Origin of the sequence: Patulibacter defluvii, from assembly GCF_034096925.1 — a bacterium.
Classification (GTDB): Bacteria; Actinomycetota; Thermoleophilia; order Solirubrobacterales; family Solirubrobacteraceae; genus Patulibacter; species Patulibacter defluvii.
The window spans coordinates 223347-248340 of record NZ_JAWZSQ010000002.1; the positions used below are offsets into that span (position 1 = coordinate 223347).

At 74.4% G+C, this 24994-nt stretch carries 25 protein-coding genes; 15 read left to right on the forward strand and 10 right to left on the reverse strand.

Annotation, left to right across the window (positions count from 1 at the left end; translation table 11 throughout):
• Positions 1–21 precede the first annotated feature (21 nt).
• The 6 genes from SH587_RS03160 to SH587_RS03185 all read left to right on the forward strand — a co-directional run bounded on the left by SH587_RS03160 (position 22) and on the right by SH587_RS03185 (position 7846).
• The gene (locus tag SH587_RS03160; protein WP_320669108.1) at positions 22–801 is read left to right on the forward strand and encodes an SDR family NAD(P)-dependent oxidoreductase; all 780 of its coding nucleotides are present in this window, start codon (positions 22–24) and stop codon (positions 799–801) included.
• A 152-nt stretch (positions 802–953) separates the two neighbouring features.
• Positions 954–2021: an ABC transporter permease gene (locus SH587_RS03165; RefSeq protein ID WP_320669109.1), complete on the forward strand. Its 1068-nt coding sequence runs from the start codon at positions 954–956 to the stop codon at positions 2019–2021.
• Between the two features lie 123 nt (positions 2022–2144).
• A complete protein-coding gene (locus tag SH587_RS03170) occupies positions 2145–3266 on the forward strand; it encodes a substrate-binding domain-containing protein (RefSeq protein WP_320669110.1) in 1122 nt (373 codons plus the stop codon).
• 65 nt (positions 3267–3331) lie between these two features.
• The gene (locus tag SH587_RS03175) at positions 3332–5878 is read left to right on the forward strand and encodes an ATP-binding cassette domain-containing protein (RefSeq protein ID WP_320669111.1); all 2547 of its coding nucleotides are present in this window, start codon (positions 3332–3334) and stop codon (positions 5876–5878) included.
• Positions 5879–5963: 85 nt separating this feature from the next.
• Positions 5964–7028 carry a 2,3-butanediol dehydrogenase gene (locus SH587_RS03180; RefSeq protein ID WP_320669112.1) on the forward strand — a complete coding sequence of 355 codons (1065 nt, stop codon included), beginning with the start codon at positions 5964–5966 and terminating at the stop codon, positions 7026–7028.
• Positions 7029–7060: 32 nt separating this feature from the next.
• Positions 7061–7846, forward strand: coding sequence for a glucose 1-dehydrogenase (locus SH587_RS03185; RefSeq protein WP_375341725.1), 786 nt, complete (start codon positions 7061–7063; stop codon positions 7844–7846).
• Positions 7847–7952: 106 nt separating this feature from the next.
• Here the strand turns inward: SH587_RS03185 and SH587_RS03190 are convergent, their stop codons facing one another.
• Both SH587_RS03190 and SH587_RS03195 read right to left on the reverse strand, forming a co-directional pair.
• The gene (locus SH587_RS03190; protein WP_320669114.1) at positions 7953–8750 is read right to left on the reverse strand and encodes an SDR family NAD(P)-dependent oxidoreductase; all 798 of its coding nucleotides are present in this window, start codon (positions 8748–8750) and stop codon (positions 7953–7955) included.
• 89 nt (positions 8751–8839) lie between these two features.
• Positions 8840–9511 (reverse strand): helix-turn-helix domain-containing protein, encoded by a 672-nt coding sequence (locus SH587_RS03195; protein ID WP_320669115.1) that lies wholly within the window; start codon positions 9509–9511, stop codon positions 8840–8842.
• A 188-nt stretch (positions 9512–9699) separates the two neighbouring features.
• On the opposite strand from SH587_RS03195, the gene SH587_RS03200 reads away from it, so the two are divergent.
• Both SH587_RS03200 and SH587_RS03205 read left to right on the forward strand, forming a co-directional pair.
• On the forward strand, positions 9700–10383 hold the full coding sequence (locus SH587_RS03200; RefSeq protein WP_320669116.1) for a LuxR C-terminal-related transcriptional regulator: 684 nt from the start codon (positions 9700–9702) through the stop codon (positions 10381–10383).
• A 62-nt stretch (positions 10384–10445) separates the two neighbouring features.
• Complete coding sequence (locus tag SH587_RS03205; RefSeq protein ID WP_320669117.1) at positions 10446–11108, forward strand: helix-turn-helix domain-containing protein; 663 nt, start codon at positions 10446–10448, stop codon at positions 11106–11108.
• A gap of 160 nt (positions 11109–11268) precedes the next feature.
• Here the strand turns inward: SH587_RS03205 and SH587_RS03210 are convergent, their stop codons facing one another.
• A complete protein-coding gene (locus SH587_RS03210; RefSeq protein ID WP_320669118.1) occupies positions 11269–12447 on the reverse strand; it encodes an aminopeptidase in 1179 nt (392 codons plus the stop codon).
• Complete coding sequence (locus SH587_RS03215) at positions 12444–12806, reverse strand: hypothetical protein (protein ID WP_320669119.1); 363 nt, start codon at positions 12804–12806, stop codon at positions 12444–12446. Before SH587_RS03215 ends, SH587_RS03210 begins: the two co-directional genes overlap by 4 nt.
• 145 nt (positions 12807–12951) lie before the next feature.
• Between SH587_RS03215 and SH587_RS03220 the strand changes: the two genes are divergently transcribed.
• Genes SH587_RS03220 through SH587_RS03235 form a run of 4 tightly spaced genes read left to right on the forward strand, consistent with a single transcriptional unit; the run spans position 12952 to position 15929 of the window.
• The gene (locus tag SH587_RS03220; RefSeq protein ID WP_320669120.1) at positions 12952–13956 is read left to right on the forward strand and encodes an MBL fold metallo-hydrolase; all 1005 of its coding nucleotides are present in this window, start codon (positions 12952–12954) and stop codon (positions 13954–13956) included.
• A gap of 50 nt (positions 13957–14006) precedes the next feature.
• The gene (gene metF / locus SH587_RS03225; protein WP_320669121.1) at positions 14007–14933 is read left to right on the forward strand and encodes a methylenetetrahydrofolate reductase [NAD(P)H]; all 927 of its coding nucleotides are present in this window, start codon (positions 14007–14009) and stop codon (positions 14931–14933) included.
• 55 nt (positions 14934–14988) lie between these two features.
• Positions 14989–15225, forward strand: a complete 237-nt coding sequence (locus SH587_RS03230) for an antitoxin (protein WP_320669122.1) — start codon at positions 14989–14991, stop codon at positions 15223–15225.
• A 26-nt stretch (positions 15226–15251) separates the two neighbouring features.
• Positions 15252–15929 (forward strand): M48 family metallopeptidase, encoded by a 678-nt coding sequence (locus tag SH587_RS03235; RefSeq protein WP_320669284.1) that lies wholly within the window; start codon positions 15252–15254, stop codon positions 15927–15929.
• On the opposite strand, the gene SH587_RS03240 is transcribed toward SH587_RS03235, so the two are convergent.
• Positions 15921–16235, reverse strand: a complete 315-nt coding sequence (locus SH587_RS03240) for a YciI family protein (protein WP_320669123.1) — start codon at positions 16233–16235, stop codon at positions 15921–15923. The genes SH587_RS03235 and SH587_RS03240 overlap by 9 nt on opposite strands.
• Before the next feature lie 18 nt (positions 16236–16253).
• Positions 16254–17273, reverse strand: coding sequence for an AraC family transcriptional regulator (locus tag SH587_RS03245; protein ID WP_320669124.1), 1020 nt, complete (start codon positions 17271–17273; stop codon positions 16254–16256).
• Between the two features lie 111 nt (positions 17274–17384).
• On the opposite strand from SH587_RS03245, the gene SH587_RS03250 reads away from it, so the two are divergent.
• Together SH587_RS03250 and SH587_RS03255 are read left to right on the forward strand one after the other, a co-directional pair.
• Positions 17385–18896, forward strand: coding sequence for a flavin-containing monooxygenase (locus tag SH587_RS03250; protein ID WP_320669125.1), 1512 nt, complete (start codon positions 17385–17387; stop codon positions 18894–18896).
• A gap of 132 nt (positions 18897–19028) precedes the next feature.
• Positions 19029–20621 carry a long-chain-fatty-acid--CoA ligase gene (locus tag SH587_RS03255; RefSeq protein ID WP_320669126.1) on the forward strand — a complete coding sequence of 531 codons (1593 nt, stop codon included), beginning with the start codon at positions 19029–19031 and terminating at the stop codon, positions 20619–20621.
• On the opposite strand, the gene SH587_RS03260 is transcribed toward SH587_RS03255, so the two are convergent.
• Positions 20618–21808, reverse strand: coding sequence for a low temperature requirement protein A (locus SH587_RS03260; protein WP_320669127.1), 1191 nt, complete (start codon positions 21806–21808; stop codon positions 20618–20620). The genes SH587_RS03255 and SH587_RS03260 overlap by 4 nt on opposite strands.
• 43 nt (positions 21809–21851) lie before the next feature.
• Positions 21852–22607 (reverse strand): SDR family oxidoreductase, encoded by a 756-nt coding sequence (locus tag SH587_RS03265; protein WP_320669128.1) that lies wholly within the window; start codon positions 22605–22607, stop codon positions 21852–21854.
• A 111-nt stretch (positions 22608–22718) separates the two neighbouring features.
• On the opposite strand from SH587_RS03265, the gene SH587_RS03270 reads away from it, so the two are divergent.
• Complete coding sequence (locus tag SH587_RS03270; RefSeq protein ID WP_320669129.1) at positions 22719–23621, forward strand: LysR family transcriptional regulator; 903 nt, start codon at positions 22719–22721, stop codon at positions 23619–23621.
• A gap of 8 nt (positions 23622–23629) precedes the next feature.
• Here the strand turns inward: SH587_RS03270 and SH587_RS03275 are convergent, their stop codons facing one another.
• Positions 23630–24100, reverse strand: a complete 471-nt coding sequence (locus tag SH587_RS03275; RefSeq protein ID WP_320669130.1) for a hypothetical protein — start codon at positions 24098–24100, stop codon at positions 23630–23632.
• A 105-nt stretch (positions 24101–24205) separates the two neighbouring features.
• Entirely contained in the window at positions 24206–24961 is a 756-nt protein-coding gene (locus SH587_RS03280) for a methyltransferase domain-containing protein (protein WP_320669131.1), read from the reverse strand.
• Positions 24962–24994: the final 33 nt, after the last annotated feature.

Here is a 24994-nt window from a genome sequence, read left to right on the forward strand (position 1 = left end):
GCCCGCGCCTAGCGTGAGCGCATGAGCCAGACGAGCACGAGGACGGCGCGGTTCGCGGGGAAGGTCGCGATCGTGACCGGCGCCGGGTCGGGGATGGGCGCGGCGATGGTCCGCGGCCTCCACGCCGAGGGGGCCGAGGTGGTCGCGGTCGACGTCGACGGCGCGCGGGTCGAGCGGGTCGCCGCCGCGCTCGCCGACGACGGCCGGGTGCGGCCGGCGGCGCTCGACGTCAGCGACGGGGACGCGGTCGCCGCGCTGGTCGCCGACGTCGCCGGCCGCGGGCGGATCGACGTCCTCTGCAACAACGCCGGGATCCTCGACGACTACGTGCCCGCCCACGAGGCGTCGCCGGAGCTGTGGCAGCGGATCCTCGCCGTCAACCTGACCGGGCCGTTCCTGCTGGCGCGGGCGGTGGTGCCGACGATGCTGGAGCAGGGCGCTGGGGCGATCGTCAACACCTGCTCGATCGCGGCCTTCGTCGGCGGCGGGGGCGGGGCCGCCTACACCACCTCGAAGCACGGGCTGCTGGGCCTGACCCGCCAGCTGGCCTTCGACTACGGCCGCCACGGGATCCGCGTCAACGCCGTCTGCCCCGGCGCCGTCGCGACCGGGATGACGACCGAGCTGCGGACCCCGGAGCAGGCCAACGCCCACGTCGACGCGGCGATCGCCGCCACCCCCGCCGGCCGCTGGGGCGAGCCCGAGGAGGTCGCCGCGCTGGCGCTCTTCCTGGCCAGCGACGAGGCCTCCTTCATCCACGGCACGCCGGTCCTCGTCGACGGGGGCTGGACCCTCTCCTGAGCCCGCGATTCGCCGGCCGGGACGGGGCGCAAGACAACCTCCGTTCGGAGGGTGCCCCGGCCCGCTGGCGCGATCTAGCCTGACCCACGACATCAGGTTGGGCGCGGTGGAACGACCCGCCGCCGCCCGCCTCCGACCGTCGCCCCAACGCCATGAACGAGCACGCCACCACCGCCGGAACGCCGCCCGAGAGCCCGGCCCCGTCGTCGCCGCGATCGCGGTGGCCGTGGGCCGGCCGCGGCCGCCCCGCCTGGGTCGTGATCGCGATCGCGACGGCGGCGCTGTTCCTCGTCAGCGTGCTCTTCCAGCCCGACAGCGTCCGCGGCAGCGTGCTCCAGGGGATGCTGCCGTTCGCCGCGGTGCTGGCGATCGCGGCGATGGGCCAGACGCTGGTGATCCAGCAGCGCGGGATCGACCTCTCGGTCCCCGGGATCATGTCGCTGGTCGTCGTGCTCGTCACCCACGGGCCGAACGGCGACGGCGGCCAGCTCGCCGGCGCGATCGTGCTCGCCTTCGTGGTGGCCGCCGCCACCGGGCTGCTGTCCGGCCTCCTGATCACCCGTCTGGGGATCACCCCGATCGTCACCACCCTCGGCGTCAACGCGCTGCTGCTGGGGGCGATCGTCCAGATCTCGAAGGGCTCGCCGACGACCACCACCGAGGCCCTGCACGGGTTCGCCAACGGCCACGTGCTGGGGATCCCGACCACGATCGTGATCGCCGCGGTGGTGATGCTCGGCGTCTCGTTCCTGATCAAGCGGACGACCGTCGGTCGCCGCTACGAGGCGGTCGGCGCCAGCGCCCCCGCCGCCCGCGCCGCCGGCATCGACCCGCTCCGCTACCAGCTGGCGGCCTACGTCGGCGCGGCGCTGCTCTACTGCTGCGCCGCGATCCTGCTGGCCGGCGTCGTCACCACCCCCAGCATCACCTCGGGCGACGCCTACCTGCTGCCGACGGTGGCCGCGGTCGTGCTCGGCGGCACCTCGCTGCTGGGCGGCGTCGGCAGCGTCGCCGCGACCGCCGTCGCCGCGCTCTTCCTCACCCAGCTCGACCAGTTCGTGCTGGCCACCGGCGCCTCGAGCGCCGTGCAGAACCTCGTCCAGGCCGTGGCGCTGGCGGTCGGGATCGGCGTCTACAGCGTGAACTGGTCCGCCGTCGGCGAGCGCGTGGGTGCGCTCACCGGCCGCGGACGACCCGCCGCTCCCGCCGGCTCCGGCTGAGCGGCCCGGCGGGCCCGCCCGCCCCTCCAGACCACCACCGAGCACGCCGTCCCGCCGACCACCACGGTCCGCGTGGTCGCCGCTGCCCGCATCCGTACGACCACCAAGGGAGAGAGAACCACGATGGAGACCCCGTTCCGCCACTGGCGACGGCTGGCGTCAGGCGCCGCCGCCCTGCTGGCCGTGACCGCGATCAGCGCCTGCGGCGGCGACGACGGCTCGAGCAGCGGCTCGACCGACGGCGCCACCGCCGCCAAGGGCAACGCACCGGCCTGGTGCGGCGACAAGGACATCAAGCTCTCGCTCTCGGACGGCAACGGCGCCGACACCTGGCGCCGGATCACGCGCAAGATCGCCGAGCTCGAGGCGAAGAAGTGCCCGAACGTGACCGGGTTCGTCTACACCGACGGCCAGGGCAACACGCAGAAGGCGATCTCCGACCTCCAGGGCCTCGTCGCCCAGGGGGTCAACGCGATGGTCGTCTTCCCCGACGCGGGCAAGGCGCTGCTGCCGGCGATGCGGAGCGCGGTCAAGGCCGGCGCGACGGTCGTCCCCTACCGCTCGCCGCCCGGCGGCAAGGAGGGCGTCGACTACAGCGCCTACGTCGGCACCGACTCCGACCAGTACGGGATCCTCTGGGGCGAGTGGCTGGTGAAGCTGCTGCCCAAGGGCGGCAACGTGCTGTACCTGGGCGGCCCGGCCGGCGTCCAGCAGAGCCTCGACCGGCTCGGGGGCCTGAAGAGCGTCCTCGACAAGCACCCGAACATCAAGCTGATCGGGCAGCAGCCGTTCAACGTCACCAACTGGGATCCGGCCAAGACCCAGCAGGTCGTCACCGCCGCGCTCGCGAAGTTCCCCAAGATCGACGCGATCGCCGCCGACTACGGCGCGGCGATGGACAGCGCGCTGCCGGTCTTCAAGCAGGCCGGCCGCAAGATCCCGCCGATCGCGACCGAGGACTCCAACCAGCTCGCCTGCGACTGGAAGAAGCTGAAGCCGACCAACCCCGACTTCGAGCTGTACACCAACTCGTCGCAGAACTGGATGGTGCGGACCGCCGTCCAGGCCGCCGTGGCGAAGGCCGCCGGGGGCACGCCGCCGGCCGAGCTGGACGTCAAGAACGCGACCGCCGAGGACTCGGTCTCCGGTAAGCCGAAGCCGCCGGAGTGCGATCCCTCCCTCCCGGGCGACGCGATCCTCTCGTCCGGACTCGACAAGGCCAACCTGACCGCGGTGTTCAAGTAGCCGCGCGCAGCCGAGCAGCGGGGCGGCGCCGGGACGGTGCCGCCCCGCCGCGCCGAGGAGATCCAGTGAGCAACCGAACCACCCCGTCGGGCACGATCGAGCGTCCCGGCCCCGCCACGCCGGGCCTGGCGCCGGCGCTGCGGATCAGCGCCGTCAGCAAGCGCTTCGGCGCCGTCCAGGCGATCCGCGACGTCTCGCTCGAGGTCCACCCGGGCGAGGTCCACGCGCTCCTCGGCGAGAACGGCGCCGGCAAGTCGACGCTGATGAACGTGACCGCCGGCTCGATCGTGCCCGACGAGGGCCGCGTCGAGATCGGCGGCGTCGCGCTCGACGCCGGCTCGCCGACCGCGGCCCAGGCCGCCGGCCTGGCGATCGTCCGCCAGCACCCGGCGCTGATGCCCGACCTGACCGTGGCCGAGAACATGGCCGTCGCCCTGCCGGGTCGGCTCGGCCGTGGCGACCGCGGCGCCCGTGAGCAGATGCGCCGCCAGCTCGACCGCGCCGGCTGCACCGCGGGCCTCGACCAGCGGGTCGAGGACCTGACCGTCGCCCAGCGGCAGCTGCTGGAGCTGGCCAAGGGGCTGGCCCAGGACCCGAAGGTGCTGGTGCTCGACGAGCCGACCGCGCCGCTCGGCCGCGACGCCGCCGCCGCGCTGCTCGACCTGGTCCGCGAGCTGGCCGCCCAGGGCACGGCGATCGTCTACATCTCCCACCGGCTGCCCGAGGTCCGCGAGATCGCCGACCGCGCGACGGTGATGCGCGACGGCGCCGTCCAGGGCAGCGGCGCGATGGACGCCCTCAGCGACGACCGGATCCTGGAGCTGATCGTCGGCCGCAGCATCGAGGCGACCTTCCCCGACAAGCGCCCGCCGGGTACCGACGAGGCGCCGGTGCTGGAGCTGGAGGGCTTCAGCGGTCGCGGCTTCGCCGACGTCGACCTGCGGATCGCGCCGGGCGAGATCGTCGGGCTGGCGGGGATCGCCGGCAACGGCCAGGCCGACCTGCTGCGGGCGCTCGCGGGACTCGAGCGGGCGCGCGGCACGGCGCGGCTGAACGGCGAGCCGATCCGGCTCGGCAGCGAGCGCCGCGCGCGGGCCGCCGGGATCTCCTACCTGCCCTCCGACCGCCACGAGGAGGGGCTGATGATGAACCTCTCCGTGCGCGAGAACGCCAGCATCGCCTCGCTCGGGCGGTTCGCCCGCGGCGGCGTGCTGCAGCCGGCGGCGGAGCGGCGCGCGGTCGCCGCCCAGCGCGACGAGCTGCGGATCCGGACCGCCTCGCTGGAGACGCCGGTCTCGTCGCTCTCCGGCGGCAACCAGCAGAAGGTCGTGCTGGCGCGGGCGATGCTCGCCCAGCCGACGCTGATCCTGGCCGACGAGCCGACCCAGGGCGTCGACGCCGGCGCCCGGATGGAGATCTACCGGATCCTCCGCGAGGCGGCCGCCAGCGGGATCCCGGTGCTGGTCGTCTCCTCCGACTCGATCGAGCTGGAGGGGCTCTGCGACCGGATCGTCGTCTTCTCCCGCGGGCAGGTGGTCGGCGAGCTGGCCGGCGACGACGTGACCGAGGAGGCGATGGCGCGCGCGATCGTCACCGCGACCGCCGTCCGCCGCGACGACGAGGAGGCCGGCGGCGCCGGGGCGCTCGCCGCGGTCCGCCGCTTCGCCTCGTCCGACTACGGGCCGGCGGCGATCCTGGTGGCGGTGATCGTGCTGCTGGGGATCTACACCTACGGCGACAACGCCCGGGTGCTGTCCTCGTTCAACGTCACCTCGATGCTGACCCTGCTGTCGGTGCTGATCTTCATCAGCTTCGGCCAGCTGCTGGTGATCATGACCGGCGGGATCGACCTCTCGGTCGGGCCGCTGGCGGGGTTGCTGGTGGTCGTGGCGTCGTTCTTCGTCGTCGACGGCAAGGGCACCGGGACGATGATCCTCGGCTTCGCGCTGATGATCGCGATCGCGGCCCTGGTCGGGGCCTTCAACGGCAGCCTGGTGCGGTTCGCCGGCTTCACGCCGATCGCCGCCACGTTGGCCACCTACATCGCGCTCCAGGGGCTCTCGCAGCTGCTGCGGCCGGAGCAGGGCGGCTACATCAGCGAGGGCGTGACCTCGGCGATCCAGACCACCGTCGCCGGGATCCCGGTCGCGTTCCTGGTTGCGGTGGCGGTCGCGATCGGGTTGGAGCACGGGCTCCGCCGGCGCCGCTGGGGGCTGCGGCTGCGGGCGGCCGGATCGCGCGAGGACGCCGCCCACGCGGTCGGCGTCCCGGTCCGGCGGACGGTGATCCTGGCCTACGTCGGCGCCTCGCTGATGACCTTCGTCGGCGCGGTCCTGCTGATGGCCCAGCTGGGGATCGGCGACGCGTCGCAGGGCACCTCCTACACGCTCACCTGCATCACCGCGGTGGTGCTCGGCGGCGCCAGCCTGTTCGGCGGCCGCGGGTCGTTCGTGGGCGTGCTGCTGGGGGCCTTCCTGATCCAGCAGATCACCAACGCGACCACCTTCCTGGGGCTCTCGCAGGCCTGGCAGTACTGGGCGGTCGGGCTGCTGGCGCTGCTGGCGGCGGGGCTCTACACCCAGGCGCGGCGCGGGCGGCGGCGGGCGTGGTGACCCGCGTCCGCCCGGGTTCCCCGCGCGGGGGAGCATCCTTCGATCACGACGAGCGGTCGCCGAACGCGGCGACGGAGAGGTGAGCATGCGCGCAGCGCGTTTCCACGGAGTCCGCGACATCCGGGTCGAGGAGGTCCCCGAGCCGAACGGCGACCTGGCCCCGACCCAGGTCCTGATCGAGCCGCAGTGGTGCGGGATCTGCGGCACCGACCTGCACGAGTACGTGGCCGGGCCGATCGTGACGCCCGCCGCGCCGCACCCGCTGAACGGGTCGCAGCTGCCGCAGATCATGGGCCACGAGCTGGCCGGCGACGTGCTCGCCGTCGGCAGCGCGGTCGACGACCTGCGCCCCGGCGACCGGATCTCGGTGATGCCGCTGGCCTACTGCGGCTCGTGCGCCTTCTGCGTCCGCGGGATGAACCACCTCTGCACGCGGATGGCCTGCTTCGGCCTCAGCCACGAGTGGGGCGGCTTCGCCACCCGCGGCGTGGTCGAGCGCTACCAGGCGTGGCGGCTGCCGGACGGCGTCTCCTACGAGCAGGGCGCGCTGATCGAGCCGGCCGCCGTCGCCGCCTACGGCGCCCAGCGCGGCGGCGTCGCCCCCGGCGACCGGGTGCTGGTGACCGGCGGCGGGCCGATCGGCGCGCTCAGCGTGCTGGCCGCCCAGGCCGCCGGCGCCGGCGAGGTCTACCTGTCGGAGCCGAACGCCCGCCGCCGCGCGCGGGCCGAGAACCTGGGCGCGGCCGCGATCATCGACCCGACGTCCGAGGACGTGGTCGAGCGGCTGCAGGAGGCGACCGGCGGGCTCGGCGTCGACGTGGCGCTCGAGTGCTCGGGCAGCGAGGCGGGGCTGCAGACGGCGATCGGCGCCGTCCGCACCCGCGGCACCGTGGCCCAGGTCGGGCTCCACGTCGGGCTCTCGGCGATCGACCCGATGCGGCTGGCCGAGCGCGAGATCTCGCTCGTCGGCGTCTGGGCCTACGACGTCCACGAGTGGCCGCGGATCATGGCCCAGATCGCCAGCGGCCGGTTCCCGGTCGAGCGGGTGGTCAGCGACCGGGTCGGGCTCGACGCGGTCGTCAGCGGCGGCTTCGACGTCCTGACCGACCCGGCGGGCGACCAGACGAAGATCCTGGTGGCGCCGCGGTGAGCGGCCCCCGGAACCCGAACGAGGAGCAGACGATGGGGAAGCTCGACGGCAAGACCGTCCTGATCACCGGTGCCGGGCGCGGGATCGGCCGCGCGATCGCCGCCCGGCTGGCGGGCGAGGGCGCGGGCGTCGTGATCGCCGACATCGACCAGGCGAGCGCGACGGCCGCCGCCGAGGCGCTGGTCGCCGCCGGTGGCGAGGCCCACGGGGTGGCGGTCGACGTCACCGACCGGGCCAGCTTCCGGGCGGCGATCGCGGCCACCGTCGAGCGCTACGGCCGGCTCGACGTGCTGTTCAACAACGCCGGGATCTCGAAGACGGTCCGCTTCCTCGACACGACCGAGGAGGACTTCGACCGGATCATGGCCGTCAACGCGCGCGGGGTGCTGATCGGGACCCAGGAGGGCGCCGAGCAGTTCCGGCGCCAGGGCGGCGGTGGCAAGATCGTCAACACCGCCTCGATCGCCGGCAAGAGCGGCTTCCCGCTCTTCGCGGCCTACTCGGCCAGCAAGTTCGCGGTCGTCGGGCTGACCCAGGCGGCGGCCAACGCGCTCGGCGGCGACGGGATCACGGTCAACGCGTTCTGCCCCGGCGTCGTCACCACCGAGCTGTGGGAGCAGCTCGACGACGAGTTCATCGCGATCGGCGAGACCCAGCAGAAGGGCGAGGCGCTGGAGGGCTTCGGCGCCGGGATCCTGCTCGGCCGGCTCTCGACCCCGGACGACCTGACCGGGGTGGCGCTGTTCCTCGCCTCGACCGACTCGGACTACCTGACCGGCCAGTCGATCAACGTCGACGGCGGGATGGTCTTCCACTAGAAGTGGCGTCAATCCATCCCTCCCCTCCCGAAGTGGCGTCAATCCGCCCCGCTATCCGGGGCGGAACGACGCCAGTTCGTGGGGGCGGGGGTGGGATGACGCCGGTTCAGCGCAGCAGCACGCCGCCGTTGACGTCGAGCGAGGCGCCGGTCATGTAGCGCGACTGGTCGGAGCCGAGGAAGACGATCGCGTCGGCGATGTCCTCGGGCGGGCAGGCGTGGCCGAGCGGGATCTTCGCCCACTCGATCGCCTTCATCTCCTCGGCCGTGATCCCGCGGCTCTCGGCCTCCTCGCGCAGCGCGCGCCGGTGCATCTCGGTGTCGACGTTGCCGGGCGAGACGCAGTTGGCGGTGATCCCGTGCTCGGCCTCCTCCTCGGCGATCGCCTGGGTGATCGCCCGTAGCGCGAACTTCGAGGCGCAGTAGCCGCCGAAGTAGGCGTGGCCGTTGTAGGCGAACCACGACGCGACGTTGACGATCCGGCCCCCGCCCTGCTCGCGCATCTGCGGCAGCACCGCCTGGGCCATCAGCAGCGGGCCCTTGGTGTTGACCGCCAGCACGCGGTCGAACTCCTCGATCGGCAGGTCGGAGATCCGGGCCGTCTTCTGGAGCACGCCGGAGACGACCGCCAGCACGTCGATCCGGCCGAACCGCTCGACCGTCGCCGCGGCCAGCCCGCGGCACTGCTCGCCGTCGGTCACGTCGACCCGGCGGGCCAGCACGCGGTCGTCGCCGACGCCGTCGAGCGCGGTCGCGACCGACTCGATCGCGGGGTCGATGTCGGCCAGGGCCAGCGTCGCGCCCTCGCGCGCGAAGGCCTGGGCGGTGGCCAGGCCGACGCCGCGGGCGGCGCCGACGATCATCACGACCTTGCCGGCGAAGCGGTCGGACGGGGATGCGGACATGGGTTCCTCTCCGTTGGACGGACCTCCAGCTTCGCCGCTCGGCCGGGCGGCGGCAGCCTCCGAACGGAGGTATTTCGGGGCCGGACCGCTCAGGTCCGCGGCGGCGACGGGTCGCCGCTGCGGCCGATCACGACCACGATCGCGATCGCCGGCTGGTCGCCGATCGTCCACAGCCGGTGCGGGGTGGTGGCGTCGAAGACGATCGAGTCGCCCGCCTCCAGCTCGTAGCTCTCGAAGCCGACCCGGACCCCGAGCCGGCCCTCGATCAGGACCACGTAGTCGCGGCCGCTGTGGCGCTGGAGCGCGTCCTCCAGGCACGAGGCCCCGCCGACGTCGTAGCGGACGTGCATGAAGCTGACGCCGCCCTCCTCGGTCGGGGTCAGCCGCTCCCAGTGGACGCCACTGGCCAGCTCGATCGTCGGCCGGTCGGCCGCCCGCAGCACCGGGCCCTCGCCGCCGGCCGGGCGCGGCGGCTGCTGTTCGGCGCGCTGCTCGTCGTCGGCCGCCGCCGCGGTCGGGGAGAAGAGCGCGTCGAGCGAGGTGTCGAGGACCCCGACGATCGCCAGCAGCGTCCCGACCGAGGGGTTGGTGCGGCCGTTCTCGATCATCGAGACCATGCTCGGCGAGACGCCGATCGCCTCGGCCAGCTGACGCGCAGAGAGGCCCTTCGCGACCCGCCGCTCGCGCAGGCGGGCGCCGACCTGCTCGGTCAGCCCGGCGTCGCCGCCGGCGGGGGTGGGGGCGCTCGTCCGCTGACCCATCGCCGGGACCCTACGAGATCGGCCGGAGGCGGCCGCGGGCGGGTCGGACGGGGAGCGGGACGGACACGGCGCTGATTCTCGTCGCTGCCTCGGAGTCGCACAACCTCCGATCGGGCACGGCCCCAACATCAGCATTGCTGTCGCGTGACCAGGGATGTACAGTCACACTGAACAGAGGAGGAGGAGTGATGTTGGAACTGGTCAGCACGAGCGCCCCGGTCGCGGTGGCGCCCCGTTCGCGTCGCCGCGCCCGCCCCGTGACGGTGCTCGTGGTCGACGCCCACCCGGTCGTCCACCTCGGCCTGAGCCTGCTGGTCGGGGCCGACGAGCGGCTGCGGATCGCCGGCGCCGCGCAGTGCGGGCAGGACGGGATCGACGCCGCCCGCCGGATCCGCCCGGACCTGGTGCTGCTCGATCCGTGGCTGCCCGACATGCTGCTCTCCGACGCCGTCCGGCGGCTGCGGGCGGTCGCCCCGGGAACCCGGATCGTGCTCTTCGCCGAGCAGGTGACGCCGACCCTACGCGACGACGCCCGGCTGCTCGGCGTCGACGGCTGCCTCGGCAAGGACGCCAGCGCCGAGCGGCTCTCCGAGGTGCTGGCGCGGGTCGTCGCCGGCGAGGTCGTCAACGGCCACGGGCTCGACGAGGCGCTGCGGCGGGCGGCGTCGAAGCTGCGTGGCCCGGCCCTGACCCCGCGCGAGCACGAGATCCTGCGGCGGGCGGCGAAGGGCGAGAGCAACGCCGAGATCGCCGAGGTCGTCTTCCTGGCCCCGACCACGGTCAAGTCCTACCTGCAGAGCGCGCTCCGCAAGCTCGGCGCCCGCAACCGGGTCGAGGCGGTCTCGAAGCTCGGCGAGCTGGGCCTGCTCTGAGCGCCCGATGTTCAGCAACGCTGTGATCGACCGTTCAGCTGCGGTCACGACGGAGCGTGGCCGTGTCGCCTGAGCGCCCGCCCGCCGGCTCGGTCCCGCCCGGGCTCGGCCCGTCGCTGCGGGCCCGTCGCGAGGCCGCCGGCCTCAGCGCCCGCGCCCTCGCCCAGGCCGCCGGCGTCTCGCCGAGCCTGATCTCGCAGATCGAGCGCGAGCGGGCCAGCCCCTCGGTCGCCAGCCTCTACGCGATCGCCCGTGCGCTCGGGGTCTCGCTCGACGGGCTGCTGGCCGGCGAGCTGACCGCGCCCGCCCCGGCCCGCGTCAGCGTCCCCCGCGCCCAGCGCGACGGCGCCGCGCGCGAGCGGCCGCCCTCGTCGGGCCCCGTCCTGCGGGCCGCCGACCGGCCGGCGATCTCGCTCGCCACCGGCGTCTCGTGGGAGCGGCTGACCGCCGGCGAGGACCCGGAGGTCGAGTTCCTGGAGATGACCTACGAGGTCGGCGGGACCTCGTGCCGTGAGGACACGCTGATGCGCCACCGCGGCCGCGAGTACCTGGTGGTGATCGAGGGCCGGCTGGCGATCGCGATCGGCGACGAGGTCCACGAGCTGGACCCCGGCGACGCGCTGGTCTTCGACGCCGGCCGGCCGCACCGGCTGTGGACCGTCGGCAGCACGCCGGTGCGGGTGGTGACGGCGGTCGTCGGCCGCAGCGGCGCCGATCAGGCTTGATGGGTGATTCCGCGAAATCGTGGATGCGGGGTGCGTTCGGGGCGGATGCGGGGCGCCGTCGGGTGCCGAGAGCCAGGCTGGTGGCCTGACCGAGGTGCCCGGTGGCGGATCCGCGCCGTCCGGGACGTGCATCGCGCCGCGAGAGCGCGGAATCACCCATCTAGAGGCCGACGAAGCGGCCGTCCTCCTGCAGGACCTCGCCGTCGGCCCACAGCCGGCCGCCCTGGCGGAGGTCGCAGATCAGGTCCCAGTGGAGGGCGGAGACGTTGGCCCCGCCGGTCTCCGGGTAGGAGCGGCCGAGCGCGGTGTGGACGGTGCCGCCGATCTTCTCGTCGAAGAGGATCACGCCGATCGCGCGGTCGATCCCGAAGTTGGTGCCGATCCCGACCTCGCCCAGCCGGCGGGCGCCCTCGTCGGTCCGCAGCGCGCGGCCGAGGTAGTCCTCGCCCTGGTCGGCCTGGAAGTCGACCACCTCGCCGTCCTCGAAGACCAGCTCGACGCCGGTCACCTCGACGCCGGCGGGGGAGGAGGGCACGGTGTAGCGGATCCGGCCGCTGGCGCTGGCCTCGTGGGGGCCGGTGAAGACCTCGCCCGAGGGCATGTTGCGGCGGCCGTCGCTGTTGACCCAGGTGCGGCCGGCGACGTGCAGCGTCAGGTCGGTGCCGGGAGCCTCGATCCGCAGCTCCTCGACCTCCTCCAGCCGCTCGACCAGCCGCGCCTGGAACTGCCGCAGCCCGGTCCAGGCGCGGATCGGCTCGCGGTGGTCGAGGAAGGTCGCGCGGCGCACGAAGGCGGCCAGCTCGCCGAGCCCCATCCCCGCCTGGTCGGCCAGCGCGCGGGTCGGCCAGAGGGTCGTCGCCCAGCGCCGCGACAGCGTCAGCTCGCGGGCCTCGTGACGGCCACGGGCGGCGCGGGCCAGCCGGTCGGGGTCGATCTCCGCCAGCGCGCGGGTGTCCTCGGGCGCCTGGACCGAGAGCGAGGCGTCGGCCTGGCGGGCCTCCTCCAGCTGCAGCGGGGCGATCCCGTCCAGGTGGCGGTCGCGGGCGTGCTCGTAGAACGCGGCCACCTGGCCCGGCAGCTCGACCCGCAGCAGCGGCCACGCCTCCTGCTCCAGCAGCGCCCGCTGGAGCTCGATCAGCAGCGGTGCGGCGAGGTCGGTCGAGCGGACGAGCACCTGGTCGCCGGGCTCGCTCTCCAGGCAGTAGCCGACGAGCAGGTCGGCGAAGCGGGCGGCGTCCAGCTCGGCCGCGACCTCGGCCTGGTCGGCGGCTCGCTCGTCCCAGGGGCCGTCGTCCTGCTCCTCGTCGAGGTCGACGAAGTCGTGCGTGTCGTCGGTCATGGCGCCTGCATCTCGGGGAACCAGTCGGCCAGGTGGGCGCGGAGGGCGGTGCGGACCCAGGCCCGCTCCTCCGGCGACGCCACCCGGAACCGCATCAGGAGTTGCTTCTGGCCGGTCGTCGGGACGTCGTCGATCGTCCAGCCGACGACCAGCCGCTCGAAGAGGAACTCGACCGCCCGGTGCCAGGCGTCCTCGCGCGTGCTCGACGCCTGGCCGGTGCCGCCGCCGAAGGTCTCGGCGTAGAGCGTCCGCGTGCGGGCCGTCATCGCGCAGCGCAGCTCGAGGACGTGGCGGCCGTCGTCGCTGCGCTGGTGGACGGTCGGCAGCTTCGGCGGGGTGTCCTTGCGCTTGCGGGCCATGGCGGGCGGCCGCGACGCTCGCCGCGGCAGCGACGAGTCTACGCGCGCGCGGGGCGCCGCCGGCCCGCGCGGCCGTGGGAAGCGCTGGCGCGTCGACTAACGTCACCGGTGCCATGGACCGTGCCGCGACCTCCGACCTCCCCCGATGAGCAGCGGTCGGGCGGCCAAGGAGCTGGGGCGCGGGGAGCGCGTGATCCCGGGGGTCTGGCGGCTGCGGCTGCCGCTGCCCTGGCCGGGCGTGCCGCACTGCAACGCCTGGGTGGTCGCGGCCGGCGACGGGGTCGTGCTGTTCGACACCGGGATGCACCAACCGGGCTCGATGGCGCACCTGGAGCGGGCGATGGACATGGTCCACCTGCGGCCGGAGCTGGTCCGCCACGTGGTGATCACCCACGCCCACGTCGACCACTGCGGGCAGACGACGCCGATCGTGCTGCGGTCGGGCGCCGACGTCTGGTGCCACCCCGACCACGGCCACCTGACCAAGTGGCTGGCCGATCCCGACGCCTACTGGCAGCGGCGGGTCGAGGTGGCGCTGCAGTCGGGCGTGCCCGAGGAGCCGGTCCGCGCGCTGAGCGCCGCCCGCCGCAGCGACGACCTCGGGATCGCCGGGGCGCTGAAGGTCGACCACGAGCTGCGCGACGGGGTCGTGGTGACCACCGACCTGGGCCCGTTCACGACGATCGAGACGCCCGGCCACGCCCCGTCCCACGTCTGCCTGTTCAACGCCGAGCGGCGGATGCTGATCTCCGGCGACCACCTGCTGGGCCGGATCTCGCTCTACTTCGACTACGGCTACCGGCCCGATCCGGTCGGCGACTTCCTGACCTCGCTCGACAAGATCGAGCAGCTCGACGCGCGGCTGGTGCTGTCGGGCCACGGCCGCACCTTCACCGACGTCGAGGGCCACATCCGGGCCAACCGCGAGCTGGTCGCCGAGCGGCTGCGGCGGACCGAGGAGGCGCTCGGCGACGGCGAGCCGCGGACCGCGTTCGAGGTCGCGCCGCACACCTTCGGCGAGGCGATCACGCCCCAGAACGGCAGCTGGCTGCTGACCGAGATGCTCTGCCTGCTCGACCACCTGGTGGCCCAGGGGCGGGTCGAGAAGGTCGACAGCACGCCCGACCGCTTCCGCCGCGTCGCCGGCTGACGGGCCGAGGACGACCCCGCCGGCCGGCGGGGTCGTACCATTCGCCGACGATGCGCATCGACGAGATCATCGCCGCGGCGGACGAGCCGTCGTTCTCCTTCGAGTTCTTCCCGCCGAAGACCGACGAGGCCGAGGAGCGGCTGCACGAGGCGCTGGAGACGCTGCGCGAGCTGCGGCCGTCGTTCGTCTCGGTCACCTACGGCGCGGGCGGCAGCGGCCGCGACCGCACGATCAACGTGGTCAAGAACCTGCGCGAGCAGCACGGGCTCGAGGCGATGGCGCACTTCACCTGCGTCGGCGGGACGAAGGACGAGATCCGCGAGATCCTCGGCCAGATGCGCGACGCCGGGATCGACAACGTGCTGGCGCTGCGCGGCGACCCGCCCGGGGGCGAGGGCCGCTTCGAGCCGATCCCCGGCGGCTTCGGCTCCTCGCCCGAGCTGACCCGGCTGATCGCCGACGAGTTCGACTTCACGATCGGCGGCGCTGCCTACCCCGAACCGCACCCCGACGCCCGCCACGCCGACGACGACGTCGAGACGGCGAAGGCGAAGGTCGCGGCCGGCGCCCGCTTCCTGATCACCCAGATCTTCTTCGACAACCGCGACTACTACGCGTTCGTCGAGCGGCTGCGGGCCGAGGGCGTCGACGTCCCGGTGATCCCGGGCATCCTGCCGATCACCGCGATCGGCCAGGCCCGCGGCTTCGCCAAGAAGATCGGCGCCCGGATCCCCGAGGGGCTGGAGCGCGAGCTGGACCTGCGCGAGGACGATCCGGACGCGATCAAGGACCTCGGCGTCAGCTACGCGACCCTCCAGTGCGCCGACCTGCTGGCCCACGGCGCCCCGGGCATCCACTTCATCACGATGAACCGCAGTCCCTCGACGCGGGCGATCCTCTCGTCGCTGCGGCTCCACCGCCCCTGGGAGCGGTCGCCGTTCGCCGCGGCGGGCGAGGGCGCCGGCGCGGCGCGGTAGGGTCCACGCCGAGGACGTGGACAGCGTCCAAACGGACGATTTCAGGAGACGCGGCATGGTGGACTTCAAGAAGCTCGTCGGCCAGGCGAAGGACTTCGCCGGCAAGAACGAGGAGAAGATCGAGAGCGCGATCGACAAGGCCGCGAAGCTCGCCGACGAGAAGACCGGCGGCAAGCACCGCGACAAGATCAGCGGTGGCGCCGAGAAGCTGAAGGACGCGATCGACAAGGCGACGCCGGAGGAGCCCGCCAAGGGCCAGGCCGACGCCGGCAACGCCGAGGGCGGCCGCTGAGCGGCGCCGACGCGGCGGCGGCCCCGCTGCCGCCGCACACCGTCCGCCGCTCACGGCGGGCGCGCCGGGCCTCGGTCCGGATCGAGCCCGACCGCGGGCTGGTGGTGGTGCTGCCGGCCCGCGCCCCGGCGCGCGAGGCCGACCGCGTGCTGCGCGAGCTGGCCGGCTGGATCGCCCCGCGGCTGGCCGAGCTGGATGCCCGCCGGCTGGCCTTCGCCGCCCGCCGCGCCGACGGCCTGCCGTTCGGCGACGAGACGCTGACCGTCGTCCCCGAGCCGGGCCGCACGCGGGTCCACCGCGACGGCGAGCGGCTGCTGGCGCCGGCCGACCCGGCTCGTCGCGACCGGGCGCTGGAGGCCTGGTACCGGGCCCGCGCCCGCGAGCGGGCCGAGCCGCTGCTGACCACCGCGGCGGCCGTCCTCGACCGGCGGGTGGCGCGGCTGCGGATCACCGACACCCGCAGCCGCTGGGGCAGCTGCTCCAGCAGCGGCACGATCAGCCTCTCGTGGCGGCTGCTGCTGGCGCCGGACGCCTGCCTCGACTACGTGGTCTGGCACGAGGCCTGCCACCTGGTCCACGCCCACCACGGGCCGGCCTTCTGGCGGCTGCTGGAGCAGCACCGGCCGGGCTGGCGCGAGCCCGCCGCCTGGCTCCGCGAGCACGGCGGCGACCTGCGGCTGTACCTGGCGCCGGCCTCAGGCTGACGGCGCGCCGGCGTCCGCGTCGACGACCACGTTCCACGGCTCGACGCTCCACTCCGGCACCAGCCCGGCCCGCACGTAGGGGTCCTCGGCGATCAGCGCCTCGGCGGCCTCGCGGTCGCGGACCCGGAGCACGATCGCGGCCCCGGTCGGCGGGTTGCCGGTCGCCCCGGCCAACCGCAGCAGGCCGCGCTCGGCCAGCCCCCGCAGGTGCTCCAGGTGGGCGGGGCGGTGCGGCCCCCGCAGGGTCTCGATCTGCTCGACGTAGCGGTAGAGGACGAGGAACTGCTCGCCGGCGTCGCTGCTCATGGCCGACAGCGAAGCAGGTCAGGCGCCGCGCAGCGATCCCGGCGTCGTCCCCGTCCAGCGCTTGAAGGCGTGGGAGAAGGCGGCGGCGTCGTTGTAGCCGAGGTGGGCGGCGACCTCCTGGACCGAGAGCCCGGCCTCGACCAGCAGGTTGCGGGCCAGCGTCTCGTGGACCTCGTCGCGCAGCGCCCGGAAGGTGGTGCCCTCGTCGGCCAGCCGCCGCCGCAGCGTCCGCGGGTGGACGTGCATCCGGGCGGCGATCGCCGGCAGGCCGGTCGCCGCGCGCGAGGTCAGCAGCATCGCCCGCACCCGCGAGACGGTCGTGCCCGGCTCGTGGCGGCGGCCGAGCATCTCGGTCAGGTCGCGCTCGAGCGCGCGGACGGTGGCGGCGTCGGCCTGCGGCAGCGGCTGGTCGAGCACCGCCGGCGGCAGGTGGAGGACGTGGGCCGCGGCGCCGCCGACCAGCTCGACCTCGGGCAGCGCGCGGTGCAGCGCGCGGGCGCGGGCGCCGGTGAAGGTCGTCTCGACCCGCAGCGGCATGCTGCGGCCGAAGGCGACCGGCGCCAGCGAGACGATCTTGGTCAGCTCGCGCTCGACGAAGAAGCCGCGGGCGTCGGCGGGGATCTCGGCGTCGCCCAGCACCACGTGGCCACCGCGGCGGTCCTCGGCGAAGTCAGCCTGGATGAACGCGAACGAGAGCTGGGCGTAGCGGACGCCCAGCCGCAGCGCCTCGCGGACGGTCGGGCTGGCCATCAGCGCGAAGCCCCAGAGCCCGAGCGCGCCGACCGTGTAGCGGCGGCCGGCCTCGACGCCGAGCCCCGGCCGGTCGCCGACCGAGCGCAGCAGGTTGCGGGCGATCGCCAGCTCCTGCCCGGCCTCGATCAGCCGGTCGGGGTCGTCGAGGTCGGCGCGGTCGACGCCGCTGCCGGCCAGGCACGCCTCCGCCGTGACGCCGTGGTCGGCGGCGACGGCCAGGATCAGCCGCACCCCGGCGGTGCCGCGGCGGTAGTCCCACGAGGGTCGGTTCGGCGGAGCGTCCACGCGCTGTCCTCGATTCACAAGACTACGTCAGGCGCGCGCATGGTCGCCGGCGGCCGGCGCGCCTACGGTGGTGCGGCAGGATCCGCTCCGCGACCCGAGGACCGTCCGCCGATGACCGCCACCACCCCCTCCGTGCCCGTCCGCCCGCTGCGGGTCGCGATCGTCGGCGCCGGCTTCGGCGGCCTGGCGACCGCGATCGAGCTGAAGCGCCACGGCGTTGCCGACTTCACCGTCTTCGAGCGCCACGACCACGTCGGCGGCGTCTGGCAGGCCAACTCCTACCCCGGCGCGGCCTGCGACGTGCCGTCGATCATCTACCAGTTCTCCTACGCGCTGAACGAGGACTGGAAGCGCCGCTTCGGCTCGCAGGCCGAGATCCGCGCCTACCTCGACGACGTCGCCCGCCGCTTCGGGATCCTCGACCACGTCCGCTTCGGGACCGCGGTCGAGGCCGCCGAGCACGACGACGCCAACGGCACCTGGACGCTGACCCTGGCCGACGGCCGCCGCGAGACCTTCGACGTCGTCGCCTGCGCCAACGGCCAGCTGAGCCGGCCGAAGATCCCCGACGTCCCCGGCCGCGAGGACTTCGCCGGCGCCCAGTTCCACTCCGCCCAGTGGGACCACGGGGTCGACCTGCGCGGCAAGCGGGTGGCGGTCGTCGGCAGCGGCGCCAGCGCGGTCCAGATCGTGCCGGCGATCGTCGATCAGGCCGCGCACGTGACCGTCGTCCAGCGCTCGGCGAACTGGATCGTCAACAAGTACGACTGGACCCCGTCGCGGCTGGAGCAGGTGCTGCTGACCCGGATCCCGCTGCTGATGCAGCTCTACCACCTGGCGATGTGGTGGTGGTTCGAGGCCCGGGTGCCGCTGATCTACCGCTGGATCGACCCGGTCCGGCGGCTGTGGGAGGCGCACCTGCGGCGCTCGATCCGGCGCAAGGTCGGCGATCCGGCGAAGGCCGCCGCGGTCACCCCCGACTACGCGCTCGGCTGCAACCGGGTGCTGCTCTCCAGCCAGTGGTACCCGACGATCGCCCGCGACGACGTCTCGGTGGTCGCCGCCGGGGTCGAGCGGGTCACGCCCGAGAGCCTGGTGACCAGCGACGGGACCGCGGTCGCGGCCGACGTGATCGTCTGGTCGACCGGCTTCACCCCGACCGAGTACCTGGCGCCGATGCGGATCCGCGGCCGCGAGGGCCGCGACCTGCACGAGCAGTGGGCGGACGGGCCCGAGGCCTACCTGGGCCTGGCCACGCCCGGCTTCCCGAACCTGTTCATGGTCTACGGGCCGAACACCGGCAGCCTGACCAACACGATCATCTTCCTGCTCGAGAAGCAGGCGGCCTACATCCGCCAGGCGGTCGAGCACCTGCGGGCCGCCGACGTGGCCGCGGTCGAGGTCCGCGAGGACGTCCACCGGCGCTACAACGAGCAGGTCCAGGCGCGGCTGCAGCGGACGGTCTTCACCACCGGCTGCCCCGGCTGGTACGCGACCGCCAGCGGCAAGGTGACCCAGGTCTGGCCCGGATCGCACGTCGCCTACGGCCGCGCGACGGCCCGCTTCCGGCCCGAGGAGTACCACCAGCACCCGCGCGTGCCGGCCTCGGCGCCGGTCGCCTGAGCCCCGCCCGCGCGCCGCGACTGTGCTCCCGCCCCAGTCCGGCGGCGCCCCGTGGTCGATCGGCCACTGGCGCGTTCGCGCTCGTCGCGGATAGCGTCGACCCACCCCCGCGTCCCCTCCGACGGAGCCCGCATGAAGATCACGCAGACGATCACCCGTTCCGCCCGCCTCGATCCGGACGGGATCGCCACGCGCTTCCTCGACCGCCAGCGGACCCACCGCGAGCTGGCCGACCGCAGCGCGCGGCTGGCCGGCGCGCTGGTCGAGCTGGGGGTGCGGTCGGGCGATCCGGCCGCCGAGGGCGACGCCCGCTACGGCACCCGGGTCGCGTTCCTCGGCCTCAACAGCGACCGCTACCTGGAGTTCTTCCTCGGCGTGCCGTGGGCCGGCGGCGTCTTCGTGCCGGTCAACGTGCGCCTGGCGCCGCCGGAGATCGTCTACTGGCTGACCGACTCGGGGGCCGAGGTGCTGCTGGTCGACGACGCCTTCGCGCCGGTCGTGCCGGTCCTCCGCGAGCAGGTGCCGACGCTGCGCCACGTCGTCTTCGCCGGCGAGGGCGAGACCCCCGAGGGCCTGCTGGCCTACGAGGACCTGGTCGCCGGCAGCGCGCCGATCGAGCCCCGCGACCGCGGCGGCGACGAGCTGGCCGGGCTCTTCTACACCGGCGGCACGACCGGCCGCTCGAAGGGCGTGATGCTCAGCCACACCAACCTGCTGATCGACGCCTTCCACGCGCTGCCGACGCTCGGCCTCTCGCGCGAGAGCCGCTACCTGCACGTCGGGCCGATGTTCCACCTGGCCAACGGCGCGGGCATGTTCGGCGCGCTGGTGTCCGGCTCCAGCCACGTGATCGTCGACCGCTTCACGCCCGAGGGGACGGCGGTCGCGATCGAGCGCCACGCGGTCACCCACGCGCTGCTGGTGCCGACGATGATCGGCCTGCTCGTGGTCGACCCGGCCGCCCGCCAGCACGACCTCAGCTCGCTGCGGGGGCTGCTCTACGGCGGCTCGCCGATGACCGAGTCGGTGATCCAAGCCGCCCAGGAGCTGCTGCCGGGAGCCGGCCTGGTGCAGGCCTACGGGCAGAGCGAGGCGGGGCCGATCCTGACCATGCTCTCGGCCGATCGGCACGTCTTCGAGGGGCCGCTGGCCGGCAAGACCCGCTCCGGCGGCGAGCCGGTGATCGGGGTCGACGTGGCGATCCTCGACGACGACGGCAACGAGCTGCCGCGCGGTACTGTCGGCGAGATCTGCGGCCGCGGCGACAACGTGATGGCCGGCTACTGGAACCTGCCCGAGCAGACCGCGAAGGCGCTCCGCCACGGCTGGCTCTACACCGGCGACGCCGGCTACATGGACGAGGACGGGTTCGTCTTCGTCGTCGACCGGCTGAAGGACATGATCGTCACCGGCGGCGAGAACGTCTACACCGCCGAGGTCGAGAACGCGGTCGCCGCCCACCCCGACGTCGTCGAGTGCGCGGTGATCGGGATCCCGAGCGAGAAGTGGGGCGAGCAGGTCCACGCGGTCGTCACCGTCCGCGAGGGCGCGACGCTCGACGAGCAGGGCCTGATCGACCACTGCAAGCAGCTGATCGCGAACTACAAGTGCCCGCGCAGCGTCGAGGTCCGCCACGACGAGCTGCCGCGCTCGGGCGCCGGCAAGATCCTCAAGACGACCCTCCGCGAGCCGTTCTGGGCCGGCCGCGAGCGCAGCGTCGCCTAGTCGCGGGCGGACAGCTCCAGCTCGTCGTCGGCCGCGCCCCGCCGCCGACGACGGGCCCGCTCGTCGAGGACCACGATCGCGGCCAGCAGCAGCGCCAGCAGCGCGGCGACGACCAGCGCCGGGGTCGCGCTGCCGAGCAGCCCGATCGCCCCGCAAGCCAGCACCCCGAGCAGCCGCGAGCGGCTGAGCGAGCGGTCGATCCGCCACCGCATCAGCGCCTGGGCCAGCAGGTAGAGGGCCGGCCCGGCGACCAGCGCGATCAGCTGCGGCGAGGGCAGCTCGTCGCTCGGGTGGGCGATCACCACCTCGTCCCCGACCGCGCTGACGACGATCCCGGCCACCAGCACCACGTGCAGGTAGGTGTAGACGTCGCGGGCGACGGTCGTCCGGTCGCGGGCCCGCTCCAGGGTGCCCTCGGCGATCGAGGAGACCGAGGCGAAGTAGAGCCACCAGAGCGCCGCGCTGCCGGCGAAGGCGAGCGCGATCGCGGCCGCCCGCGCCAGGTCCAGGTCGAGCTCCGAGCTGGTGGCGCCGGTCAGCACGATCGACTCGCCGAGGGCGATGATCACGAACAGCTGGAAGCGCTCGGCGAAGTGGCCGCTCTCGACCTGCCAGGCGCCGCCGTCCATCCGCCGGCCGCCGGGCACCCAGTAGAGGGCCAGCGGCCCGCCGTAGTCGACGGCCAGGGCGGCGATCCAGAGCACGGTCCGGGCGCTGCCGTCGGCCAGCGCGCCGGCGATCCACAGCACCCCGGCGGTCGCGAACCAGGCCAGGATCCGCGACGCCCGCTGGCGCTCGACCGTCCCCGCCTCGGCGGCCGCGAAGGCCAGGAAGGCGTGGCGCCCGAGCTGGATCGCCACGTAGGCGCCGACGAACAGCAGCGCGCGGTCGTCGAACGCCTCCGGGATCGCGATCGCCATCAGCAGGCAGGCGAGCATCAACCCCAGCAGCAGCAGCCGGACCGGGGTCGACTCGGGATCCAGCTCGTTGGTCGCCCAGGTGGTGAAGTTCCACGACCACCAGACGACCAGCAGCACGATCGCCGCCTGGCCGGCCCCCTCCCAGCTGAGGTGGCCGAGCAGCAGGTGCGAGACCTGGGTGATCGCGAAGACGAAGACCAGGTCGTAGAACAGCTCGAGGGTGGTGACGGGCTGGGCGCCCTGTGAGCGGCGGAGGGTGGTGGCCATCGAACCTGGGGGACGGGGAGGGGACGGCCGAGAGCGTACGGCCTCAGCGGGTCGTGTAGCCGCCGTTGGCGAAGATCGTCTGGCCGGTGATCCACCAGCCGTCGGAGACGAGGAACTCGACGATCGGCGTGATGTCCTCGATCTTCGTCAGCTCGCCGTTGAGGCTCTGCGAGCGGTGGTAGGCGATCGACTGGTCGTCCTCGGCCGGGTAGAAGAACGGCGTGTCCATCGGCCCGGGACCGAGCGCGACGACCGAGATCCCGCGGGCGGCGAACTCCTTGGCGGCGGCGCGGGTGAAGTGCTCGACGGGCGCCTTGGCCCCGGCGTAGGTCGAGTAGAGGCCGGTGAAGGCGGCCAGCAGCGAGGTCACGATCGTCAGGATCCGGCCATCGTCCTCGAGCCGCTTGCCGGCCTCGCGGAGGAAGAAGTACGCCGCCTTGCTGTTGATGGCGAACATCTCGTCGTACTCGGCCTCGGTCGTCTCGACGATCGGCCTCTTCAGCACCTTGCCGGCCGTGTTGACGGCGATGTCGACGCGGCCGAAGCGGTCGATCGCGGCGTCGAACAGGGCCTCGACCTGGGCCACCTGGGTCAGGTCGCCCTGGACGGCGATCGCCTCGCGACCGGCGGCACGGACGGCGGCGACCGTCTCCTCCGCGGCCGTGGCGGTGGCGTCGCTGTTGTAGTGGACGACGACGTCGACGCCGCGGGCGGCCAGCTCGCGGCTGAGCAGGCCGCCGAGGTTCTTGGCGCCGCCGGCGATCAGGGCGACCTGGCCTTCGAGCGAGTGGTGGGGCATGGCCGCCACGCTACGAACGGGCCGGCCGGAGCGGAAACAGCGATCGTCGGTGGCGTGACAGCGGACGGCGGTCAATCGCGGCCGCCGCTACGGTGGGGCCGGCCGCCGCCCATGACCCGCCTCCCGCCGATCACCGACCTGCGCAAGCTGGCCCATTTCGTCGCGGTCGCCGAGGAGCTGAACTTCACCCGCGCCGCCGAGCGGCTGCAGCTGGCCCAGCAGGCGCTCAGCACGTCGATCCAGCGGCTGGAGCGCGAGCTGGGGGTGACGCTGCTGGAGCGCAGCACCCGCCAGGTGGCGCTGACCCCGGCCGGCCGGGTGCTGCTGGCCGAGGCGCCGGGGCTGCTGGCCGCGGCCGAGGGCGCGTGGGCGCGGACCCGGATCGCCGGCCGCGCCGCCGGGGAGCCGCTGCTGCGGGTCGGCCACACGCCGGCGCTGAGCGGCGAGGAGGTGATGGCGCTGCTGGAGCCGATCCGCCGCGACCACGCCGACCTGACGGTGACGGTGACCCAGCGCTGGCCGGACGACCTGCCGGAGCTGCTGCGCAAGGGCACGCTCGACCTCGGGCTCGGGCGCTGGCTGGCGCCGACCGAGGGGGTCGCGGCGCGGGTCCTCGACGGCCACGGGCAGGAGCTGCGGGTGGCGCTCCACCGCGACGACCCGTTCGCCGATCGCGAGCGGCTGCCGCTGACCGCGCTCGCCGGGCACCTGCTGATCATCTGGGCGCCGCCGGAGCGGTCGGGCTACGCGCGGCGGCTGACCGAGCTCTGCCGGGCGGCCGGCTTCGCGCCGCGGACGCGGGTCAGCGCGATGCACGGCGCGCCGCCGGTGACCCACGTCCAGGGGCCGGGGGAGTTCGCGTTCGTGACCGCGCCGCCGGGGCCGGCGGCGGGCGAGCGGGTGCGGGTGGTGGCGCTCGACGAGCGGCCGGCGGCGCCGCTCTCGGCGCTGGTCCCGGCGGTCGCGCCGAGCGCGCTGCCGGAGCCGCTGCTCGGGGCCGGCGACGACGGCTGAGGGCGACCTCAGCCGGCGACCAGCCGTTCGAGCCGGTCGGCCAGCTCGCGGGCGGCGGCCAACGACAGGTCGGTCCAGTCGACGACGGTCGGGCCGTGGGCGTAGCCGCCGCGCAGCTCGGGTGGGAGGTCGTCGAACCAGCGGTCGTGGCCGGGGTCGTGCTCTGGCAGGTCGGCGTCGCGCTCGGGGTCGCGGGGGCGCCGGATCTCCAGCCGCAGGGCGCCGGTCAGGCGGTCGGTGATCGAGAGCCCGAAGCCGTCGCGCGGGCCGCTGGTCCAGCGCGGGCGCTGGCCGCGGGCGGTCGCGGTGGCGCTGGTGGCGGGGCCGCGGAGGGCGCTCAGCAGCTCGGCGGTCCGCAGCCGCTCGACGGTCGCGATCGAGCTGCCGATCTGGACCTGCCAGCTCCAGGGGTCGACCCAGACGAACAGCTGGCGGCGCGAGTCGGCGTGCGCCAGGTAGGGGTCGCGGACGGTGCTCACCGGCGTCCATTCTGGGCGCCGGGGGCGGCGGCGACCATCGCCCGATCGGCGGACGGACGGGGCGAGCGGCCGGTCCCCCGAACGGTGGACGTCGGTGTGTGCCGGTCAGGCGGCGCGGCGGGCGGCGACCACCTGCGAGAAGGCCCGGACGTGCTGCTCGACCCCGCTCAGGCCGGCGGCGGTGAAGGCCCGCGGCACGTCGCGACGGTCGAACATCCGGACGCTGGTCAGGTGGCGGCCGGCGACCTGCAGCTGGCGGGCCGGCCACGGTCCGCGGGTGCAGGTGGTGAGGACGGCGACGCGGCCGCCGGGGCGCAGGACCCGGGCCAGCTCGGCGATCACCTCGTCGGGGCGTTCGATCAGGTAGAGGGCGCCGTAGCAGCAGACGGCGTCGAAGCTGCCGTCGGCGAACGGCAGCCGGTGGGCGTCGCCGCGGACGTAGGCGACGGCGGGGTGGTCGCTGTCCTGGACGGCGCGGGCGAGCATCGAGGCCGAGGCGTCGAAGCCGACCACCAGCCCCTCCGGTCCGACCGCGTCCTGCAGCCGGCGGGTGGTGTTGCCGGGCCCGCAGGCGACGTCGAGGACCGCGTCGCCGGGCGCCAGGTCGAGCAGCTCCAGCAGCTGTGCGTGCTCGGCGGCGGTGGTCCGGCCGGTGAAGGCCTGGAAGCCGATCGGCCGCCACAGCCGCTCGTAGATCTGCGGCAGCAGCGCCGACCGCATCGCCCGCTGGCCGACGGTCGGCCGCACGGTGTCGACCGGCAGCAGGTCGAGGTAGCCGTCGACGATCGGCGGCTGCTCGCCGCCGGTCCGCAGCAGGGCGGCGGTGCGGCTGAGCGCGGACGGCGTGGTGGTGGTCGACATCGCGGCGGGGGCTCCCGGTCGGGTGGTGCGGGA

Coding starts and splice junctions, on each gene's coding strand:
- SH587_RS03165 (WP_320669109.1), top strand. CDS start 954: ATGAACGAGCACGCCACCACCGCCGGAACGCCGCCCGAGAGCCCGGCC.
- SH587_RS03255 (WP_320669126.1), top strand. CDS start 19,029: ATGAAGATCACGCAGACGATCACCCGTTCCGCCCGCCTCGATCCGGAC.
- SH587_RS03220 (WP_320669120.1), top strand. CDS start 12,952: ATGAGCAGCGGTCGGGCGGCCAAGGAGCTGGGGCGCGGGGAGCGCGTG.
- SH587_RS03250 (WP_320669125.1), top strand. CDS start 17,385: ATGACCGCCACCACCCCCTCCGTGCCCGTCCGCCCGCTGCGGGTCGCG.
- SH587_RS03185 (WP_375341725.1), top strand. CDS start 7,061: ATGGGGAAGCTCGACGGCAAGACCGTCCTGATCACCGGTGCCGGGCGC.
- SH587_RS03260 (WP_320669127.1), bottom strand. CDS start 21,808: ATGGCCACCACCCTCCGCCGCTCACAGGGCGCCCAGCCCGTCACCACC.
- SH587_RS03190 (WP_320669114.1), bottom strand. CDS start 8,750: ATGTCCGCATCCCCGTCCGACCGCTTCGCCGGCAAGGTCGTGATGATC.
- SH587_RS03240 (WP_320669123.1), bottom strand. CDS start 16,235: ATGAGCAGCGACGCCGGCGAGCAGTTCCTCGTCCTCTACCGCTACGTC.
- SH587_RS03210 (WP_320669118.1), bottom strand. CDS start 12,447: ATGACCGACGACACGCACGACTTCGTCGACCTCGACGAGGAGCAGGAC.
- metF (WP_320669121.1), top strand. CDS start 14,007: ATGCGCATCGACGAGATCATCGCCGCGGCGGACGAGCCGTCGTTCTCC.
- SH587_RS03180 (WP_320669112.1), top strand. CDS start 5,964: ATGCGCGCAGCGCGTTTCCACGGAGTCCGCGACATCCGGGTCGAGGAG.
- SH587_RS03170 (WP_320669110.1), top strand. CDS start 2,145: ATGGAGACCCCGTTCCGCCACTGGCGACGGCTGGCGTCAGGCGCCGCC.
- SH587_RS03195 (WP_320669115.1), bottom strand. CDS start 9,511: ATGGGTCAGCGGACGAGCGCCCCCACCCCCGCCGGCGGCGACGCCGGG.
- SH587_RS03270 (WP_320669129.1), top strand. CDS start 22,719: ATGACCCGCCTCCCGCCGATCACCGACCTGCGCAAGCTGGCCCATTTC.
- SH587_RS03265 (WP_320669128.1), bottom strand. CDS start 22,607: ATGCCCCACCACTCGCTCGAAGGCCAGGTCGCCCTGATCGCCGGCGGC.
- SH587_RS03200 (WP_320669116.1), top strand. CDS start 9,700: ATGTTGGAACTGGTCAGCACGAGCGCCCCGGTCGCGGTGGCGCCCCGT.
- SH587_RS03230 (WP_320669122.1), top strand. CDS start 14,989: ATGGTGGACTTCAAGAAGCTCGTCGGCCAGGCGAAGGACTTCGCCGGC.
- SH587_RS03280 (WP_320669131.1), bottom strand. CDS start 24,961: ATGTCGACCACCACCACGCCGTCCGCGCTCAGCCGCACCGCCGCCCTG.
- SH587_RS03215 (WP_320669119.1), bottom strand. CDS start 12,806: ATGGCCCGCAAGCGCAAGGACACCCCGCCGAAGCTGCCGACCGTCCAC.
- SH587_RS03160 (WP_320669108.1), top strand. CDS start 22: ATGAGCCAGACGAGCACGAGGACGGCGCGGTTCGCGGGGAAGGTCGCG.